Source organism: Roseomonas marmotae (assembly GCF_017654485.1).
Taxonomy (GTDB): Bacteria; Pseudomonadota; Alphaproteobacteria; order Acetobacterales; family Acetobacteraceae; genus Pseudoroseomonas; species Pseudoroseomonas marmotae.
Window position 1 is genome coordinate 402,699 of sequence record NZ_CP061091.1, and the last position, 19,276, is coordinate 421,974.

The window sequence follows — 19,276 nt, forward strand, 5'->3', positions numbered from 1 at the left end:
GGCTGCCGCGCATGGACCGCTACATCCTCTATGGCGACCTCCGCTCCGGCTCCGCCACCGCCGAAATGGCGCTGGCGGAAATCGGCGCGCCGGTGGATCTGCGGGAGGTGCCGCTGGAAGGCGACCACCAGCTGGCCGAGGATTACCGGCGCATCAACCCCATGGGCCGGGTGCCGACGCTGGTCCTGCCCGACGGCACGGTGGTGACGGAAAGCCTGGCCATCCTGCTCACCCTGGCCGACCGCCACCCCGAGGCCGGCCTGCTGCCGCCCCCCGGCGATTCCACCCGCGCCCGCGCCCTGCGCTGGATGACCCTGGCGGCGGGCGAGTTCTACCCGCATGTCACCCGCTCCGATTACCCCCAGCGCTTCAGCGCCGACCCCGCCCATGCCCCCGCCATCCGCGAGCGGGCACGGCAGATGGGGCGGGAGATCTGGCTGATGGTGGAGCGGGAGGCGGCGCCCGATCCCTTCATCCTCGGCGACCGCTTTTCCCTGGCGGATATCTATCTCTCCGTCCTGACACGCTGGCTGGGGGGCGATGAATGGACTCCCCTCCATTGCCCGCGCCTGGACCGGCTGGCCCAGGCGGTGGCGGCGCGGCCGGGCGCCGGGCCAGTCTGGCGGAAACATTTCTCTGGCGGAAGCATTTCGCCCTGAGCTGAAGCTCCGGGGCGCGGCCTGCCTCAGGCCTTTCCCTCGTCCTTTCCGGGTTCGGCGCGGGGGCTCCGCTTTGGCGGCTCGCCCGCCCATTCATCCGTCACCAGGGCCTGGGCCTCGCTGATCACGTCCAGATCCTTCGCGGAGGGCGGACGGGGGATATAGCCCCCGGAGGATTCCTCTGCCGTGAAGTCGGCCTTGGGTCCCTCGGGCGGTCTGGCGGTCATGACACGCTTCCTGTCGTGTGGATTCTTCCTCCAGAACGCGGCGGCGCGGCGGAAGTTCGCCCGGAACACCCGTTCCCCGCCCCCGCGCCGTGCTATGCTTCCGCCATGCCCATCCTCTGCCGCGATTGCCTGAGCCTGTCGGAGGTCCCGGCCCCCGCCTGCCCGGCCTGCGGCAGCCGCCGGCGCGTGGCGCATGCGGATCTGGCCAGCCTCACCATCGCCCATATTGACTGCGACGCCTTCTTCGCCAGCGTCGAGAAGCGGGACCGGCCGGAGCTGCGGGCCAGGCCGCTGATCGTCGGCGGCGGCAAGCGCGGGGTGGTGGCGGCCTGCTGCTACATCGCCCGCACCCGTGGCGTTCGCTCCGCCATGCCGATGTTCAAGGCCCTCGCCCTCTGCCCCGATGCCGTGGTGCTGAAGCCCGAGATGGCCAAATACGCCGAGGCCGGCCGGCGCATCCGCCGGATGATGGAGGAGCTGACGCCGCTGGTGCAGCCGATGTCGATCGACGAGGCGGTGCTGGACCTCACCGGCACCCAGGCGCTGCACAAGGCCCCGCCCGCCGCCGTGCTGGCGGGCCTCGCGCTGCGGGTGGAGCGCGAGGTGGGCGTCACCATCTCCGTCGGCCTCGCCCCCAACCGGCTGCTGGCGAAGCTGGCGGTGGAGCGGGACAAGCCGCGCGGCTTCGCAGTGATCGGCGCTGCCGAGGCCGCCGCCATCCTGGCGCCGGAGCCGGTGACCGTGTTGCCGGGCGTCGGCCCCGTGCTGGCGCGCAGGCTGGCGGCGCAGGGCTTCTCCACGCTGGGGCAGCTCCAGGCCCTTTCCCCGCGCGAGGCGGCACAGCGCTTCGGTGAGGACGGGCCGGCGCTGGCCGCCCGCGCGCGCGGCGAGGACAACCGCCCGGTGGACCCGCGCCGGGAGACCAAGTCCATCAGCGCCGAGACCACCTTCGAGAGCGATACCGCCAGCCTCGCCGCGCTGGAGGCGCCGCTCTGGCGGATGTGCGAGAAGCTGGGGCGGCGGCTGCGGGAACAGGGCTTCGCCGCCGGCGGCGTGGTGCTGAAGCTGAAGAGCGCCAGCTTCGCCCTGCGGACCCGCCATGCCCGGCTGCATACGCCGACGCGGCTGCCCGACACGCTCTTCGCCGCCGCGCAGCCGCTGCTGGCGCGGGAGGTGGACGGCACGCCCTACCGGCTGATCGGCATCGGCGCGCAGCCGCTGGTGGATGGCGCGGGCGCCGACCGGGGCGACCTGCTGGATGCCGAGGCGCCGCGCCGCGCCGCCCGCTGGCAGGCGATCGAGGCGCTGCGCGCAAAGTTCGGCGAGGACGTGGTGGTGAAGGGGCGCGGGCGCTAATTCTGTTGCGCCGCAGCATCCATCGGAGCGCTTCCCATGCCCGCCACCGCCCCCGCCACCACGGCGGCCCCCGCCGAGGCCCAGCTCCAGGCCATGCCGCTCTGGCTGACCCTGCTGCTGGCGACGGCCTGCGGGCTGCTGGTCGCCAATATCTATTATGCCCAGCCGCTGGTCGGGCCGATCAGCGCCTCCCTGGGCATGAGCCCGGCGGCGGGGGGGCTGATCGTGACCCTGGCCCAGGCTGGCTATGGGCTGGGCCTGCTGCTGCTGGTGCCGCTGGGCGACCTGGTCGAGAACCGCCGGCTGGTGGCCGGCATCGTCGCCGCCTGCGCGGCCGCGCTGGCCGTGGCCGCCCTCTCCCACTCCGCCACGATCTTCCTGCTGGCCTCGTTGGCCATCGGGGCCTGCGCCGTGGCGGCGCAGATCCTGGTGCCCTATGCGGCGCATCTGGCGCCCGAGGCGCTGCGCGGCCGCGTGGTTGGCAATGTCATGAGCGGGCTGCTGCTGGGCATCATGCTGGCGCGGCCGGCCTCCAGCCTCATCACCAGCATCGCCGGCTGGCACGCGGTCTATGCGCTCTCCGCCCTGGCCATGGCGGTGCTGGCCATCGCGCTCTGGCGGCTGCTGCCACAGCGGCGCCCGCAGGCGGGGCTGGGCTATGGCGGGCTGCTCTCCTCCATGGCGCGGCTCTGGGCGGGCCAGCCCGTGCTGCGGCAGCGCGCCATCTGCCATGCCGGGCTCTTCGGCGCCTTCAGCCTGTTCTGGACCACGGTGCCGCTGCATCTGGCGGAGGGCTTCGGCCTGACCCAGCGCGGCATCGCCCTCTTCGCCCTGGCGGGCGTGGCGGGGGCGGTGGTGGCGCCGCTGGCGGGGCGGCTGGCCGATGCGGGGCAGGCGCGGCCGGGCCTGGCGCGGGGCGGCATGCTGCTGGCCCTGGCGCTGGGCGCGGCATCCTTCCCCCTCTCCCGGGCCGGCGGCATCGGCGGCTGGGCGGGACTGGGGGTGCTGGTGCTGGCGGCCATCCTGCTGGACGCGGCGGTGACGCTGAACCTCATCCTCTCCCAGCGCGCCGTCTTCGCGCTGGGGGATGCCGTCCGCAGCCGGGTGAACGGGCTGTTCATGGCGGTCTTCTTCGTCGGCGGCGCGCTGGGCTCGGCGCTGGGCGGCTGGGCCATCGCGCGCGGCGGCTGGACGCTGGCCTGCTGGGTGGGCTGCGCCCTGCCGGGGGCGGCGCTGCTCTATGCCCTGGCGCGGCGGCGCTGAAACCCGCCGGGCCCCTCATGGATTGAGCCAGACTGCCGCGAAAGCGCCATGACGCCGCGGCCCTGAGGTGAGCGTCCATGCGGAGCATCCTTCCCCGCCTGCTGCTGGCCTGCGCCCTGCTGGCCACCCCGGCCCTGGCCGCACAGAGGCCAGACTCCCGCCTGGGCGATGGCGGGGTTTCCGCCTTCTACGACTGGCCCGGCCCCGTCCCCGCCACGCCCGGCACACTCCTGCGGACGGAGGAACTGCCGCCGGAGATGCTGCCGGAGGGCGCGGCGCGGGGCCTTCGCATCCTCTACAGCTCCACCGACGGGCTGGACGGGCATTCCCCCGTCGTCTCCTCCGGCGCGGTCTTCCTGCCCCGGGGCGCGCCGCCGCCGGGCGGCTGGCCGCTGCTGGCCTGGGGGCATGGGACCGTCGGCACGGCCGATGTCTGCGCGCCTTCCTGGACCGGCTCCTCCGCGCGCGACGGCGGCTATCTCGGCGGCTGGCTGGCGCGGGGCTATGCCATCGTCGCCCCGGACTACCAGGGCCTCGGCACCGCCGGGGGGCATCCCTATCTGGCGACGCGCCCGGCGGCGCGCAGCGTGCTGGATGCCATCCGCGCCGTGCAACGGCAGGGGCTGGCGGGGCGGCGGACCATGCTGGCCGGCCAGTCCCAGGGCGCGGGCGCGGTGGTGGCCGCCGCCGCCCATGCGCCGGACTATGCGCCGGAGCTGGAGATTCGCGGCACGGTGGCGACCGGCACGCCCTATTTCCCCGGCTATGCCCCGCCGCCCGACCCGCGCGTGCATGCGGCCGACGTGAACGCGCCGGGCTTCGGCTATGCGCTGCTGATCCTCTCCCTGCTGGAGCAGGCGGAGCCCGGCTTCCGCATCGAGGATTACGTGACGCAGGATGCCATGCCGGTGATCCGCGCCGGCGCCACCGGCTGCCTGGGCGAGATGATGCGGGCCGCCTTCCGCGCGCGGCTGCGCTTCGAGACCACCTTCCGGCAGGACCCGACCCCCGCCTTCACCCGCGCTTATCCGCTGCTGACCTATGGCCGGCTGGATCTGCCGCAGCCGCTCTTCCTGGGCATCGGCGGGGCGGACCGGGATGTCCCGCCCGAGGATCAGCAGCGCCTCTTCGCCGATGCCTGCCGCGCCGGGACACGGGTGGAGGCGCATCTCTATCCCGGCCTCGGCCACTCGGCCGCGCTGCCGGGCTCGCAGCGCGATGCCTTCGCCTTCGCGGACAGGGTCATGGCGGGCGGGGCGGTGGCCGGGAATTGCGGGGCGATCGCGGTGGAGCGGTAAGCCCTAGCCCTTCACCCGCGCCGGATTGCCGAAGGCTGTGGCGCCTGCCGGCACGTCCCGCGTCACGACGCTGCCCGCGCCGATCACCGCGTCGTCGCCGATGGTCACGCCGGGCAGGATGAGGGCGCCGCCGCCGATCCAGACATTGCGGCCGATATGGATGGGCCGGCCGAATTCCAACCCGGCATCGCGCGTCTCCGCATCGCGCGGATGGTCGGCGGTCAGGATCTGCACGCCCGGCCCGATCTGCGTCTTGTCGCCGATGCTCACGGCCACGACATCCAGGATGACGCAGTTGAAGTTCAGGAAGACGCCGTCGCCCAGGCGGATGTTGTAGCCATAGTCGCAATGGAAGGGCGGGCGGACCACCGCGCCCTCCCCCACCGCGCCCAGCAATTCCCGCAGCGCGGCGCGGCGCGTGGCGGGCGGCGCCGCGAGCATCGCGTTGTAGCGCGCCATCCAGGCCCGCGCCGCCGTGGCGTCGGCCTGCAATTCGGCATCCCCGGCGTCATACAGCTCGCCCGCCAGCATCTTCTGTTTTTCCGTGCGTGCCACGCGCCTCTCCCGGCTTCCCTGTTCCGGAAGGGCTAGCAGAGGCGCGCCGGAAAAGGGAGCGACGACGGGATCACCCCGCCGCGAGAGAACCGGCCCGGCGCGGGCCGTTGCCCGGCACTTGCACAGCTACTTGTGCGCCACCGCCGCCCGCGCTCTCATCGGCCAGGCGAAGGGAGAGGAAGCCGCATGAGCCAGGACCGGGAGGCCCTCTGGGCGGAGCTGCGCGGCTGGCGCCAGGACTTCCACCGCCATCCCGAATTCGGCTTCGAGGAACGGCGCACCAGCCGGCTGGTGGCGGAACGCCTGCGCGGCTTCGGGCTGGAGGTGGCGGAAGCGGTCGGCGGCACCGGGGTGGTGGGGACGCTGCGGCGCGGCAATGGCCAGCGCGCCATCGCGCTGCGGGCCGACATGGACGCGCTGCGCATCCCCGAGCAGGGGGAGCCGCCCTACCGGTCCCGGACGCCGGGCGTGATGCATGCCTGCGGCCATGACGGCCATACCACCATGCTGCTGGGCGCGGCGAGGCTGCTGGCGGAAGAGGGCGGCTTCGACGGCACCATCCATTTCCTGTTCCAGCCGGCCGAGGAATGGGGCAAGGGCGCCCAGGCCATGCTGGATGACGGGCTGCTGCGGCGCTTCCCATTTCAGGAGATCTACGGGCTGCACAATGCCCCTGGCCTGCCCCTCGGCCATCTGGAGGCGCGGCCCGGCCCGGCCATGTCGGCCGAGGATAATTTCGAGATCATCCTGCGCGGCCTCGGCGGCCATGCCGCGCGGCCGCAGGCGGGGCGGGAGGTGCTGGTGGCCGCCTGCGCGCTGGTGGTGAATTTACAGACCATCGTCTCCCGCCGGCTGGACCCGACCGAGGCGGCGGTGGTCTCGGTGACGGAGCTGCTGACGGATGGCACGCGCAATGCCCTGCCGGGCCTGGCGCGGGTACTGGGCGATGCGCGCAGCTTCCGCCCGGAGGTCAGCGCGGCGATCGAGGCCGAGATGCGCCGCATCGCCGCCGGCACCGCCACCGCCCATGGGCTGGAGGCGGAGGTGACCTATACGCGCGAATTCATCCCGCTGATCAATGACGCCGACGCCACGCGGTCGGTGCTGGCGGCGGCGCGCGAGGCGCTGGGCGAGGCGCGGGTGCGGGAGAGCGGCGCGCCCATGACCGCATCCGAGGATTTCGCGCGCTTCCTGGCGCATGCGCCGGGCTGCTTCGCCTTCCTCGGCAATGGCGAGGATTCAGTGCCGCTGCACAATCCCCGCTATGATTTCAACGACGCCGCCATCCCGCATGGCGTGCGCTTCTTCCGCGCCCTGGCCCGCCAGCGGCTGCCGGCGGGCTAAGGGCCGCGGGTCCTACTTCCCGCGCATCACCGCCACGTCGCGGATCGCGCCGGTGGCGACCAGGGCGGCGTCATTGCTGCAGGTGACCAGGCGGAAGCCGCGGTCGACCATGGTGCGCGCGTATTCCGGCGTGCCGTTATGGATGCCGGCGATGAGGCCGCGCTTGCGCGTCTCGGCCAGCAGGCGGTCGTAGATGGCCAGGATCTCCGGCTCCTGCCGGTCCAGCCGCGGCTCGAAGCCGAGGGAGAGGCCGAGGTCGGAGGGGCCGATATAGGCGCCGTCGATGCCCGGCACGTCCAGGATGGCCTCCAGGTTGTCGAGCGCCTGGCGGGTCTCGATCATCGGGATGACGGCGATATCCTCGTTCGCCGTGGCGAAATAGCCGCCGCCCTGGCCATAGATGGCGGCGCGGATCGGGCCGAAGGAGCGCGCGCCCAGCGGCGGATAGCGGCAGGCGGCGACCAGGGCGCGGGCTTCCTCCGCCGTGTTCACCATCGGGCAGATCAGGCCCATGGCGCCGGCATCCAGCACCTTGCCGATGATCCCCGGCTCGTTCCAGGGCACGCGCACAAACGGCACCACCGGATGAGCCTGGATGGCCTGGAAGCAGGCGACGACGGAGAGGTAGTCCTGGACGCCGTGCTGCATGTCCACGGTCAGGCTGTCGAAGCCACCCTTGGCCATCATCTCCGCACTGAAGGCCGAAGGGATGGAGAGCCACCCATTCACCACCGCGCGGCCTGCGCGCCACGCGTCCTTTACCGGGTTCGGCATGCTTCTGACGTCCTCTTGCTTGCCCGCCGCATCCCGCGCCGGGTTCGGGAAACGCTAGGCTTGCCTTGGATGAGCGTCAACGCGGGCGCGCCCCCCTGGCCAGCCGCGCATGGCGGGCGTAGCCTTCGCGCCATGTCACATTGGCGCGTCGTCTCCGAAACGGGGCTGCTCAGGGAAGTGCTGGTCTGCCCGCCTGACCACTACCGCTGGCTGCCCACCAATACCATCGCCCGCCACACCCTGGCCGAGAGCCGGCAAGGCCCGGCCCCGCACCATCTCGCCGCCCAGCATGCCGAGCTGGTGGCGGCCATGGAGCAGGCAGGCGTGATGGTGCATCGCCTGCGGCCCGAGCCGCACCTGCCCTACATGGTCTATACCCGCGACAGCGTGGTGGCGACGCATCGCGGCCCCGTGCTCTGCCAGCTGGAGCGGCCGCAGCGTCGGGGCGAATATGCGGGGCTCATCGACTTCCACGAGGCCGCGGGCAGCCGCTTCTGGCGCAAGTCCAGCGCCGGCACGCTGGAGGGCGGCGATATCCACATCATCCGTCCCGGCCTCGCCGTCATCGGGCATTCCGGCGGCCGCACGGACGAGGCGGGGGCGGAGCAGCTGGCCGGCTGGCTGCGCGAGGAGGGCTGGGAGGTCCGGCTCGAGCCCTTCGACGAGCATTTCCTGCATCTCGACGTGCTCTTCTGCATGGCCGCGCCCGGCCTCGCCGTCGCCTGCCTGGATGTGCTGGAGCCCGGCTTCGTCGCCTGGCTGCGCGGGCATGGCATCCGCTGCCTGCCGGTCAGCTATCGCGATGTCATGAACCTCGGCTGCAACATCCTGGCGCTGGGCGAGGGCCGCGTGGTATCGGCGCGCGGCAGTGCGGCGCTGAACGCCGCATTGCGGGCCGAGGGCCTGACGGTGCTCGACCCCGAATTGTCGCTGTTCACGCTTGGCGGCGGCGGCCCCCATTGTCTGACATGCCCGCTCTCGCGGGACGCCTGACCCGCCCCTGATCCGCGGGGAGAGGAAATCCCATGAACATCGAGTCGAACCCCGTCGAGACAGTGATCGCCGCCGCGCGTGAATTCCTGGGCGACAGGCTCTCCACCAATCTCTCCATCCGCGAGCAGCACGCGAAGGGCGAGGACGCCAATCCGCCCGTGCTGCCGGATGCCGTGGCCTTCGTGGAGAAGACGGAGGAAGTCTCCCGCCTCCTCGCGCTCTGCAACGCGCATGGCGTGGCGGTCACGCCCTTCGGCGCGGGCACCAGTCTGGAGGGGCATGTGGTGCCCGTCCGCCGCGGCATCAGCCTCGACCTCAGCCGCATGAACGCGGTGCTGGAGGTCAATGCCGAGGATATGGACTGCCTGATCGAGCCGGGCGTGACGCGCCACCAGCTCAACGACTACCTGCGCGACCAGGGGCTGTTCTTCCCGGTCGATCCCGGCGCGCATTGCTCCATCGGCGGCATGGTGGCCACCCGCGCCAGCGGCACCAATGCCGTGCGCTACGGCACGATGCGCGAGGCGACGCTGGGGCTGGAGGTCGTGCTGGCCGATGGCCGCGTCATCCGGACGGGCGGGCGCACCCGCAAATCGGCCAATGGCTATGACCTGACGCGGCTCTTCGTGGGCAGCGAGGGCACGCTGGGCGTGGTGACGAAGATCCGCCTGCGCCTGCACGGCATCCCCGAGGCGACCAGCGCCGCCGTCTGCCAGTTCGATAGCCTGGGCGCCGCCGTCGAGGCCACCATCATGGTGATGCAGGCCGGCATCCCCGTCGCGCGGATCGAGCTGGCGGATGCCGACCAGATGCGCGCCTCCATCGCCTATTCCAAGCTGGACTTCCAGCCGCTGCCCACGCTCTTCCTGGAATTCCACGGCTCGCCAGCCGGGGTGCAGGAGCAGGCGGAGGCGGTGGAGGCCATCGCCGCCGAGATGGGTGGCAAGGGCTTCGCCTGGGCCGAGGATGCCGATGCGCGCAACAGGCTCTGGAAGGCGCGGCACGACGCCTGGTGGGCGGCGAACGCGCTCTATCCCGGCTGCCGCGGCATCACCACCGATGTCTGCGTGCCGATCTCCAAGCTGGCGGAAGCCATTGTCGGCGCCAAGGAAGAGGCGGTGGCGATGGGGCAGAACACCTGTATCGTCGGCCATGTCGGCGACGGCAACTTCCATTGCGTCATCCTCTTCCCCGAGGGCGATCCCGATGGCCTGGAGCGCGCCTGGGAGCTGGACCGCAAGATCGTGGCGCGGGGCCTGGCGCTGGGCGGCACCTGCTCGGGCGAGCATGGCGTGGGACTCGGCAAGCGCGAGTTCCTGGCGCAGGAGCATGGGGAGGAGGTGCTCTCCGTCATGCGCGGCCTGAAGGCGACACTGGACCCGAAGGGCATCCTCAACCCCGGCAAGATGTTCCCGGGGAACTGACGCTCCTGGCCTGGAGGGGCGGCGCCCCTCTAGGCCGCCTCCGGCCCTCTTCCGGCGCGGCGGGCTCACACCGCGATGTGAGATCATTCCGGTTTGGATTCTTCTACGGTTGCCCTCAAGCCGCGATGCATCCGGCACCGCGCCCGCTTCAGGGAGATCCTCCGATGATGCGTGCTCCAGCTCTCGCCGCCGCGGCCGTCGCCGCGATGCTCGCCGCCTCCGCCAGCCAGGCGGCCCCGGTCTTCTACAGCACCGACCTGTCCGGCGCGGCCGAGAACCCGCCCAATGCCTCGCCCGCCAGTGGCACGGGGCTGCTCGGCTATGATGTGGCCGCGCATCTGATGACCATCGAGATCGACTTCTCCGGCCTGCTGGGGCAGACGACCGTCGCGCATATCCATTGCTGCGTGGCGCCGCCGAACAACACCGCCCCGGCGACGACGGTGCCCAGCTTCCCCGGCTTCCCGACCGGGATCTCCAGCGGCAGCTACAGCGCCAGCTTCAACACGCTGGATGCCGGCACCTGGAACCCCGCTTTCATCGCCGCGAATGGCGGCACGGCGGCCGGGGCGGAAGCCGCCTTCGCCGCCGGCCTCGACGCGGGCTTCGCCTATCTCAACCTGCATTCCAACCAGTTCCCGGCGGGCGAGATCCGTGGCTACCTCACCCCTGTCGCCGTGCCGGAACCCGCCACGCTGGGCCTCTTCGCCGGGGCGATCGGCCTGCTCGCGCTGGTCCGGCGCCGCGCGCGGGACTGAGGGAGGCGGGCGGCGCCGCGCCGCGCGACTCGGGTCAGGTCCGGAACGAATCCGGATCGGGCTTGTGGCTGACATGGATCTCCAGACACCAGATGCAGTGCGTCCGGAACATCCGTGCCGCAACCAGCGGTTTTTCGCGACTCGGATCAAGGCCTTGATTTCCTGCTGAATCCGCCTGTCGGATTCATGCTGTGTTCCAGGTCGCCGTGGCACCTGTGCCGGCGGCACCCAGCCTTGCGGTCGTACAGCGCGGTCCGCGGCCATGTCCGCGCTGCGGCAACAGAGGCGGCGGAACCGCACCGGTGGCCGAGTCAGGCCTTGCCATCACAACCCCGGGAGTGCCAGAGCATGACCGTTCGCCATGCGAGGTCCGCCAACTTGCCCGACATCCCCATGATCACCGGCCTCGCCCACCTGGCGATCAGGACGAACGACCTGGCGGCCAGCCTCGCCTTCTATGGCGGGCTGCTGGGCCTGCGGCAGTCGCAGCGGCCGGTGACCGGCTATTCCGGCGCCTGGCTTTCGGTGCAGCTCTCGGGGAAGCCGACCATCCTGCACCTCTATGCCGGCGGGCCGGAGATGGGGGCGGCGGGCCGCGCACCGCTCGGGGCCGGGGCGATCGACCACTTGGCGCTCTCGGCCAGCGGCTTCCATGCCTATCGGGAGCGGTTCCGTGCCGCCGGCCTGCCCTGGCGTGAGCATCTGACGCCGGCGTCGCAGATCTGGTCGCTCTTCACCTACGATCCTTCCGGCGTGCTGGTGGAACTGCTGTTCGACGGGCGGGGCGAGCCTGGCGCGCCCCCGGACCCGGCGCTGGCCTATCAGCCCGGGCGCAGCTTTTTCGATGCGCCGCGCTATCCGCGCCTGGCCGCTCAGCCAGGCTGAGGCGGGTCCCAGGCCTCCCGCGCCGTATTGCTTTGGTTCATCCGGCGCAATAAACCTACAATGGATGCGGAATCGCCGCGCCCCGGGCTTTCCGTCGGTCTTCCCGTCGCGGTCTCATCCCGTGACGGCGCCAGGCGGCGTAGCATGGCCCCTGGCATGGTCTCTGCGATCACCGCCGGAGACATCTTCGCTCAATGCCACCCGAGGCCCAGCTACGCTCCGCCCTGCCCAAGGCCCCGACCGGCATCAGCGGTTTCGACGAAATCACCCTGGGCGGCCTGCCGGCCGGGCGCCCCTCGCTGATCTGTGGCGCGGCCGGCAGCGGCAAGACGCTCTTCGCCACCACCTTCCTGGTGAATGGCGCCATGCTCTACGACGAGCCCGGCGTTTTCATGAGCTTCGAGGAGCGGGCCGAGGATCTGGCGGCCAATGTCGCCTCGCTCGGCTATGACCTCGACCGGCTGGTGGCCGATGGCCGCATCGCCATCGACCATGTGCAGGTCGACCGCTCCGATATCGAGGAGAATGGCGAATACGACCTGGAAGGGCTGTTCCTGCGGCTCGGCTGGGCCGTGGACTCCATCGGCGCCAAGCGCGTGGTGCTGGACACCATCGAGACGCTCTTCTCCTCGCTCGACAACCAGGCGGTGCTGCGCTCCGAGCTGCGCCGGCTCTTCGGCTGGATCAAGGAGCGCGGCCTTTCCTGCGTCATCACGGGGGAACGGGGCGAGGGCCAGTTCACCCGGCAGGGGCTGGAGGAATACGTCTCCGACTGCGTGGTGCTGCTGGACAACCGGGTGCATGAGCAGATCACCACCCGCCGGCTGCGGGTGGTGAAGTATCGCGGCTCCGCCCACGGCACCAACGAATACCCCTTCCTGATCGACAGCCAGGGCATCAGCGTGCTGCCGGTGACGGGGGCGGGGCTGACGCATGACGTCTCCACCGAGGTCCTCTCCTCCGGCGTGCCGGGGCTGGATGCCATGCTGGGCCTGGGCGGCTTCTACCGCGGCTCATCCATCCTGCTGACCGGCACGGCGGGCACCGGCAAGACCACCTTCTCCTCCTCCTTCATCGATGCCGCCTGCGCGCGCGGGGAGCGCTGCCTCTACTTCGTCTTCGAGGAGAGCGCGGCACAGATCATCCGCAACGCGCGCTCCATCGGGCTCGACCTCGCCCGGCATGTGGAGAACGGGCTGCTGCGCTTCGAGGCGGCGCGGCCCAGCCTCTTCGGCCTGGAGATGCATCTGGCGCGGATGCACCGGGACATCGACCTCTTCCAGCCGCATATCGTCGCGGTCGATCCCATCTCCGCCTTCCGCGGGCCGGAGCATGAGGTGCAGTCCGCCCTGCTGCGGATGGTGGACCTGCTCAAGGCCCGCGGCATCACCGGCGTCTTCACCACCCTCCTGCACCAGGATTTCAGCGCGGCGCAGCAGGATCTCGGCATGTCCTCGCTGATGGACAGCTGGATCCGGCTGACCAACGAGGAGGCGAATGGCGAGATGAACCGCACCCTCTATGTCATCAAGTCCCGTGGCATGAGCCATTCCAACCAGGTGCGGGAATACAGCATGAGCAGCGGCGGCATCGGGATGGTCGAGCCCTATATCGGCCCCGAGGGCGTGCTGACCGGCTCCGCCCGGCTGACCCAGGTGGCGCGGGAACAGGCGGCGCAGCTGCGCCGGCAGCAGGATGCCGAGCGCCGCCAGCGCGAGCTGGCGCGGCGGCGCCAGGCGTTGGAGCGGCAGATCGACGAGATGCGTGCGGCGCTGGTGGCGGAGGAGGAGGAGATCTCCCGGCTGCACAGCGAGGATACCGAGCGGGAAGCGACGCTGGAGAAGGATCGCGAGGCGATGGCCCGTCACCGGAATGCCGCGGAATGAACACCGCCTCCACCGACCTCCCGCCCGGCGGGGACGACGATGCCGGCTTCTACCGGCTGCGGCTTTACGTCGCAGGGCAGACGCCCAAGTCCCTCACCGCCATGGCCAATCTGAAGCGGGTCTGCGAGCAGCATCTGGCCGGGCGCTACGAGATCGAGGTCATCGACCTCATGAAGAACCCCCGGCTGGCGGCGGGCGACCAGATCCTGGCCATCCCGACCCTGGTGCGGCGGCTGCCCTCGCCGCTGAAGCGGATCATCGGCGACCTCTCCAATACCGATAAGGTGCTGGTGGGCCTCGATATCCAGCATCAGAGCCCGAATACGTGAGCATCTGGGCAGGCCTGCCGCCGGAATCCCCGCGCTATCGCCTGCGCCTCTTCGTGGCTGGCAGCACCGCCCGCTCCCTGCGTACCGTCCAGGACCTGCGCCTGCTGCTGAAGCGCGAGCTGGGCGAGGCGGGGGATCTGGAAGTGGTCGATATCTACCAGCAGCCGGAACTGGCGAAACGCGACCATGTGGTGGCGGCGCCGACCCTGATCCGGCTCTCGCCCGCGCCGGTCCGCCGCGTGGTGGGCAACCTCTCGGACGAGCGCCGGGTGCTGCGCGCGCTCATTCTCTGCGAGGACGAGGAGATGACGGATGAGGGTTGACGACGCCCCGCCCGCCGATCCCGCCGCCCTGCGCCGCCGCATCCGCGCGCTGGAAGCGCAGCTGCAGGAGAGCGAGGAAACGCTGGACGCCATCCGGCGCGGCGATATCGACGCGCTGGTCGTCAGCGACGACAGCCGGCAGCAGCACCGCGTCTATACGCTGGAGAGCGCCGACCGCCCCTACCGCGTGCTGATCGAGCAGATGCAGGAAGGGGCCGTCACGCTCGGCCCCGATGGCACCGTGCTCTATTGCAACCGCCGCCTGGCGGAGATGCTGGACATCGCGCAGGAGCGGGTGATCGGCCGTTCCCTGCAACCCTTCCTGCGGGCGGAGGACCAGCCCGTTTTCGCGCGGCTGCTGGCCAAGGGCGGGCGCGGCGAGATCATGCTGGAAAGCGCCGACGGGCGGAATGTGCCGGTCTATGTCTCGCTCGGCCTGCTGCCCGTGGACGGCGAGGGGCCGATGCTCTGCGGCGTCTTCACGGACCTGACGGTGCAGAAGAGCCATCTGCACGAGCTGTCGGTGGCCAATGCCCAGCTGCGCGCCGAGAGCGCGCAGCGCGAGGCGGCCGAGGCGGCGCTGCGGCAGAGCCAGAAGATGGAGGCCGTCGGCCAGCTGACCGGCGGCATCGCGCATGACTTCAACAACCTGCTGACGGGCATCATGGGCAGCCTGGACATGGTCCAGGGGCTGGTGGCGCGTGGCGAGGTGACGGGGGTGGGGCGCTATGTCGGCGCCGCCATGGCCTCGGCCAGCCGCGCCGCGGCGCTGACGCACCGGCTGCTGGCCTTCTCCCGCCGCCAGACCCTGGCGCCGCGCCCGCTGGCGCCGAGCCGGCTGGTGGAGGGGATGGAAGAGCTGCTGGCCCGCACCGTGGGGCCGATGATCGCGGTGGAGACGGCGCTGGCCGAGGATGCGGGAACCATCCTCTGCGATCCCAACCAGCTTGAGAACGCGCTGCTGAACCTCGCCATCAATGCGCGCGACGCCATGCCGGCGGGCGGGCGGCTGCGGATCGGCACGGCGGATATCGAGATCGGCGCGGCGCTGGCGGCGCAGCTGGACCTGCCGGCCGGCCCTTATGTGGTGCTGGCCGTGCAGGATACCGGCACCGGCATGCCGCCGGAGGTGGCGGCGCGCGCCTTCGACCCCTTCTTCACCACCAAGCCGATCGGCGAGGGCACCGGGCTCGGCCTTTCGATGATCTATGGCTTCGCCAAGCAATCCGGCGGCAGCGTGCGGATCGACAGCACGGTGGGTCAGGGCACGGTGGTGCGGCTCTACCTGCCGCGCCACGACGGCTGCTGCGAGGAGGAGCGCGCGCCCGACGGCGCCCCCGCCGCCGCGCCGCGCGCCGAGCAGGGCGAGACGGTGCTGGTGGTGGATGACGAGCCGGTCATCCGCATGCTGGTGACGGAAGTGCTGCGCGAGTTGGGCTATGCGGCGCTGGAGGCGGCGGATGGCGACAGCGCGCTGGCGGTGCTGCGGGCCAAGGGGCGGCTGGACCTGCTGGTGACGGATGTCGGCCTGCCGGGCGGCCTGAACGGACGGCAGCTGGCCGATGCCGCGCGCGTCACGCGCCCTGGGCTGAAGGTGCTCTTCATCACCGGCTTCGCCGAGAGCGCGGCGCTGGACAGCGGCCGGCTGGAAGCGGGGATGCAGGTGATGACCAAGCCCTTCTCGCTGGACGCATTGGCGACGCGCATCCGCGCCATGATCGCCGAGGGTTAGGGCGCCCCGCCCGCAGGCGCCCCCGCCCGGCCGGGGCCGGCGTCACCCGCCCCGGGCTGCATCCGGCGCCACCGCGCGCAGCACATATTCATCGGCCTGCGGCGCATAGTCCCGCCAGAGCGCGGCCAGCGCCACGATGGGCGCGGCATCGCGGTCCACCCGCAGGTCGACATAGGGGAAGCTCTCCTCCGCCACCACGACCAGCGCGGCGGAGACCAGCGGGCGGCCCTCGCCCCCGGCATCCTCGCCGGCCTGCAGGGCCTCCAGCAGGCGCGTGGCCAGAGGGGCTTCCGGCCGGGCCAGGAAGGCATCAATCATGGCGCGCGGCACATCGGCGCTGGCCATGATATTGCCGATGGCGACGCAGCCGGCGCCATGCGCCTCGGCGAAGGCGGGCTTCATCCGGGCGCCATGGAAATGCGCGGTGCGCCCGGCACGGTCGATCACCGCCAGCTGCCGCCAGCCATGATCGGGCGTGCTGGCCGCGAGCGCCGCCACCGTCTCCTGCGCCGTGCAGCCGCTGCGAAGCAGATCCAGCCCGCGCGGGCCGAGGCGGGGGTCGGTGCGGTGCTGCGTCAGCACCCCGCCCTGGCGCGCCGCCAGGAATGGCACCCGCGCGCCGATGCCGATGGAGGAGGTGGTGCAGACAGCGCCGAACTGGCCGGTGCGGGCGCAATGCCCAAGCAGGGAAAAGGTCATGGCCCGGCATTGAAGGTATTCGCCCCGCGCCTGTCCATGCCTCCCGCGATTTGAACCGCGTGCAAATCGGAATCGCCTTTCAGCCGGAGGTCGCGTAGAACTCACGAATTCGTGAAGTTCACGCCCGGGACCTGCCGCGCCACCGAAATGCGCCGACTTCTCAGCCTGATGCTGGCAGCCCTGCTGCTGCTGGCGCGCCCCGCCGGCGCGGAGGAAGTGCCCGCCAGCGGCGGCGGCTTCGGCGGCGTGGGGGTGGTGGAGACCCGCAACGCCCGTTTCCGCGAGGATGGCACCCTGGAAGCCGGCGCCAGCCTGCGGCACCAGCGGCGCTTCTGGTTCGTCAATCTCCAGGCCCTGCCTTTCCTGGAGACCACCTTCCGCCTGACCGAGCGGCTGAACGCCACCACCGGCCAGGGCATGACCACCGACCGCGCCTTCGACCTGAAGCTGCGGCTGCTGCGGGAGGGTGACTATACCCCCGCCCTGGCGCTGGGTTTCCAGGATATCATCGGCACCGGGCTCTATGCCGGCGAATATCTGGTGGCCTCCAAGCGCTGGTGGGGGCTGGATGTCTCGGCCGGGCTGGGCTGGGGGCGGCCGGGCACGGGCGGCGAGTGGGACAACCCGCTGGGCCTGGCGTCGGAGCGGTTCGATACGCGCCGGCGCAGCGTCGGGCGCGGCGGCATGCTGCGGCGCGACTGGTTCCGTGGTGAGGATGTGGCGCCCTTCGCCGGCATCGAATGGAACCTGCCCGGCCTCGCGACCCCCTGGGGGCGGCTGGAGGGGCTGCGCGCCAAGGCCGAATGGTCGGGCGATGCGCTGCGGGACGAGCGCGGCGGCTACCCCGCGCGGGACGGGGCGCGCGGGCGGGCGGAGTCGCGTTTCAACTTCGGCCTGCAATGGTCGAATGACTGGCTGGACGCAGGGGTTTTCGCCACGCATGGCACGGATCTGCTGTTCCGCGTCTCGCTGCGGATGGACCCGGCGGCGCCGCCCGCCCTGCCCCTGCCGCCCCCGCCGGCGCTGCGCCCCCGCCCTGCCGCCACCGCCGCCCCCCTGGATGAGGCGGCGCTGGCCGCACAGGTTTTCTCCAGCCTGCGGCAGGCGGGTTTCACGCCCCTGGCCTTCCGGCTGGAGGGACGGCTGGCGGAGATCGCCGTGGAGGGCGGGCGCTTCGCCGGGCAGGCCCAGGTGGCGGCGCGAGTGCTGCGCGCGGTGAACCCGCTGCTGCCGGCACGGACGGACATGCTGCGCATCCGCTGGTGGCAGGCTGGGGCGGAGATGGCGGTGCTGGAGATTCCGCGCGGCGTGCTGGAGGCCAGCGCCGCCGGCCGCGCCAGCCCCGAGGAAGCCTGGGCCTCCACACATCCCCTGCCCGCCACCGGCGGCATCGCCCCCGGCAGCCTGCGGCCCTCCGGCATTCACTGGAACTGGGCGGTGGAGCCGCGCCTGGCGCTGCAACTGGGCGACCCCACGCGCAGCCTGCGCTGGCAGGCCGGTGTGGCGGCGGGCGGGCAGGTCTCGCCGGGGGCGGGGTTCAGCCTGGCGGGCAGCCTGCAGCAGGCGCTGCTGGGCAATCTGTCGGAGGGGCTACCCTCCGACAGCCTGTTGCCGCATGTGCGGACCGACTACGCCCGCTACGCGCGGGAAGGGAAAACCTCCATCCCCGCCCTCTATGCCGAGCGGATCTGGAACCTGGCGCCGGATGTCTTCGCGCGCGCCTCGGCGGGGTGGCTGGAGCCGATGTTCGGCGGCGTATCGGGCGAGGTGCTGTGGCGGCCCTTCGACCGCGCCTTCGCGCTGGGCCTGGACCTGAACCGGGTGAGGCAGCGGGACTTCGATGGCGGCCTGGGCTTCCGCCGCTACGGCACCACCACCGGGCATGTCTCACTCTATGCCGATCTACCCTTCTGGAATCTCTACGGCGTGCTGCGCGCCGGGCGGTATCTGGCGGGCGACTGGGGCACCACCATCGAGCTGGGCCGCCGCTTCGCCTCGGGCATCGAGATCGGCGGCTTCGCCACCCTCACCGATGTCTCCGCCGCGCGCTTCGGCGAAGGCTCCTTCGACAAAGGGCTCTATCTCCGCATCCCCCTCTCCCTCTTCGGCGCGGAAAGCCGGGCGCGCGGCGGCGTGCTGATCCGGCCGATCCAGCGCGATGGCGGCCAGCGCCTCTCGGTGGACAATCCGCTCTGGGAAGTGACGCGCGACGGGCGCCTACCCGCGCTGCGGGAGGGGATCGCCGGCTTCGCGCGCTGAGGGCGGCGAAGCCGGGATGCGGTTATTCTCCGCGATACGCGGCTTCCAGGGCGGCGATATCGAGCTTGGTCATGCCCATCATCGCCGTCATGACGCGTGCGCCGCGCGCCGTGTCCGGGTCCGCCGCCAGGCGCGGCAGCATGGCCGGGAAGATCTGCCAGGACAGGCCGAAGCGGTCCGTCAGCCAGCCGCACTGGTCGGGCCTCCCGCCATCGCCGAGCAGGTCCCAGAAGCGGTCCAGTTCCCCCTGGCTGTCGCAGATGACGCAGAGGGAGACGGCGGGGGTGAAGCAGAATTCCGGCCCGCCATTCAGCGCGAGGAAGGACTGGCCATGCAGCGTGAAAGGCACGAGCAGCACGCGCCCCGCGGGCCCCGGCGCGGGGCCGGGGTTGCGCAGGACCTCGCCCACCGAGGCCTCCCGCCCGCCGGCGCGGAAGGCGGCGGTGTAGAAGGCCGCCGCCTCCTCCGCCCGGCCATCGAACCAGAGGCAGGTGGTGATGCCGGACTGCATC

General features: G+C 71.7%; 19 protein-coding genes. 14 read left to right on the top strand and 5 right to left on the bottom strand.

Translation table 11 applies throughout. The annotated features are described in order from the left end of the window. The first annotated feature begins 11 nt into the window (after positions 1–11). Positions 12–659 (top strand): glutathione S-transferase family protein, encoded by a 648-nt coding sequence (locus tag IAI58_RS01935; protein ID WP_207449895.1) that lies wholly within the window; start codon positions 12–14, stop codon positions 657–659. Between the two features lie 26 nt (positions 660–685). Here the strand turns inward: IAI58_RS01935 and IAI58_RS01940 are convergent, their stop codons facing one another. After that, complete coding sequence (locus tag IAI58_RS01940; protein WP_207449893.1) at positions 686–886, bottom strand: hypothetical protein; 201 nt, start codon at positions 884–886, stop codon at positions 686–688. Between the two features lie 105 nt (positions 887–991). Here IAI58_RS01940 and IAI58_RS01945 point away from each other — a divergent pair, with 105 nt between their 5' ends. From IAI58_RS01945 to IAI58_RS01955, 3 genes are all read left to right on the top strand, one after another. After that, entirely contained in the window at positions 992–2,242 is a 1,251-nt protein-coding gene (locus IAI58_RS01945) for a DNA polymerase IV (RefSeq protein WP_207449891.1), read from the top strand. Positions 2,243–2,278: 36 nt separating this feature from the next. Next, entirely contained in the window at positions 2,279–3,505 is a 1,227-nt protein-coding gene (locus IAI58_RS01950; protein WP_207449889.1) for an MFS transporter, read from the top strand. Positions 3,506–3,582: 77 nt separating this feature from the next. Further along, positions 3,583–4,803 (top strand): lipase family protein, encoded by a 1,221-nt coding sequence (locus IAI58_RS01955; RefSeq protein ID WP_207449887.1) that lies wholly within the window; start codon positions 3,583–3,585, stop codon positions 4,801–4,803. Positions 4,804–4,806: 3 nt separating this feature from the next. On the opposite strand, the gene IAI58_RS01960 is transcribed toward IAI58_RS01955, so the two are convergent. Further along, positions 4,807–5,334 carry a sugar O-acetyltransferase gene (locus IAI58_RS01960; RefSeq protein WP_237182616.1) on the bottom strand — a complete coding sequence of 176 codons (528 nt, stop codon included), beginning with the start codon at positions 5,332–5,334 and terminating at the stop codon, positions 4,807–4,809. 210 nt (positions 5,335–5,544) lie between these two features. On the opposite strand from IAI58_RS01960, the gene IAI58_RS01965 reads away from it, so the two are divergent. Further along, on the top strand, positions 5,545–6,702 hold the full coding sequence (locus IAI58_RS01965; protein WP_207449883.1) for a M20 aminoacylase family protein: 1,158 nt from the start codon (positions 5,545–5,547) through the stop codon (positions 6,700–6,702). A gap of 12 nt (positions 6,703–6,714) precedes the next feature. On the opposite strand, the gene IAI58_RS01970 is transcribed toward IAI58_RS01965, so the two are convergent. Continuing rightward, on the bottom strand, positions 6,715–7,476 hold the full coding sequence (locus IAI58_RS01970; protein ID WP_207449881.1) for an HpcH/HpaI aldolase family protein: 762 nt from the start codon (positions 7,474–7,476) through the stop codon (positions 6,715–6,717). 132 nt (positions 7,477–7,608) lie between these two features. On the opposite strand from IAI58_RS01970, the gene IAI58_RS01975 reads away from it, so the two are divergent. From IAI58_RS01975 to IAI58_RS02010, 8 genes are all read left to right on the top strand, one after another. After that, the gene (locus IAI58_RS01975; protein WP_207449911.1) at positions 7,609–8,469 is read left to right on the top strand and encodes a dimethylarginine dimethylaminohydrolase family protein; all 861 of its coding nucleotides are present in this window, start codon (positions 7,609–7,611) and stop codon (positions 8,467–8,469) included. A 32-nt stretch (positions 8,470–8,501) separates the two neighbouring features. After that, positions 8,502–9,893, top strand: a complete 1,392-nt coding sequence (locus tag IAI58_RS01980; protein ID WP_207449879.1) for an FAD-binding oxidoreductase — start codon at positions 8,502–8,504, stop codon at positions 9,891–9,893. A gap of 164 nt (positions 9,894–10,057) precedes the next feature. Then, on the top strand, positions 10,058–10,651 hold the full coding sequence (locus IAI58_RS01985; protein ID WP_207449877.1) for a CHRD domain-containing protein: 594 nt from the start codon (positions 10,058–10,060) through the stop codon (positions 10,649–10,651). Between the two features lie 378 nt (positions 10,652–11,029). After that, a complete protein-coding gene (locus tag IAI58_RS01990) occupies positions 11,030–11,536 on the top strand; it encodes a VOC family protein (protein WP_208776008.1) in 507 nt (168 codons plus the stop codon). Between the two features lie 194 nt (positions 11,537–11,730). Further along, positions 11,731–13,422 (top strand): circadian clock protein KaiC, encoded by a 1,692-nt coding sequence (gene kaiC / locus IAI58_RS01995; protein WP_207449872.1) that lies wholly within the window; start codon positions 11,731–11,733, stop codon positions 13,420–13,422. Next, positions 13,419–13,751 carry a circadian clock KaiB family protein gene (locus IAI58_RS02000; protein WP_207449870.1) on the top strand — a complete coding sequence of 111 codons (333 nt, stop codon included), beginning with the start codon at positions 13,419–13,421 and terminating at the stop codon, positions 13,749–13,751. The genes kaiC and IAI58_RS02000 overlap by 4 nt, the downstream gene beginning before the upstream one ends. Next, a complete protein-coding gene (locus IAI58_RS02005) occupies positions 13,748–14,074 on the top strand; it encodes a circadian clock KaiB family protein (protein WP_207449868.1) in 327 nt (108 codons plus the stop codon). The genes IAI58_RS02000 and IAI58_RS02005 overlap by 4 nt, the downstream gene beginning before the upstream one ends. Then, positions 14,064–15,806, top strand: coding sequence for an ATP-binding protein (locus IAI58_RS02010; RefSeq protein ID WP_237182894.1), 1,743 nt, complete (start codon positions 14,064–14,066; stop codon positions 15,804–15,806). The genes IAI58_RS02005 and IAI58_RS02010 overlap by 11 nt, the downstream gene beginning before the upstream one ends. Before the next feature lie 42 nt (positions 15,807–15,848). Here the strand turns inward: IAI58_RS02010 and IAI58_RS02015 are convergent, their stop codons facing one another. Continuing rightward, on the bottom strand, positions 15,849–16,505 hold the full coding sequence (locus IAI58_RS02015; protein ID WP_207449867.1) for a DUF1028 domain-containing protein: 657 nt from the start codon (positions 16,503–16,505) through the stop codon (positions 15,849–15,851). Between the two features lie 147 nt (positions 16,506–16,652). On the opposite strand from IAI58_RS02015, the gene IAI58_RS02020 reads away from it, so the two are divergent. After that, the gene (locus IAI58_RS02020; RefSeq protein ID WP_207449865.1) at positions 16,653–18,764 is read left to right on the top strand and encodes a YjbH domain-containing protein; all 2,112 of its coding nucleotides are present in this window, start codon (positions 16,653–16,655) and stop codon (positions 18,762–18,764) included. A 22-nt stretch (positions 18,765–18,786) separates the two neighbouring features. On the opposite strand, the gene IAI58_RS02025 is transcribed toward IAI58_RS02020, so the two are convergent. Further along, a complete protein-coding gene (locus IAI58_RS02025; protein ID WP_207449863.1) occupies positions 18,787–19,275 on the bottom strand; it encodes a VOC family protein in 489 nt (162 codons plus the stop codon). Between the last annotated feature and the right edge of the window lies 1 nt (position 19,276).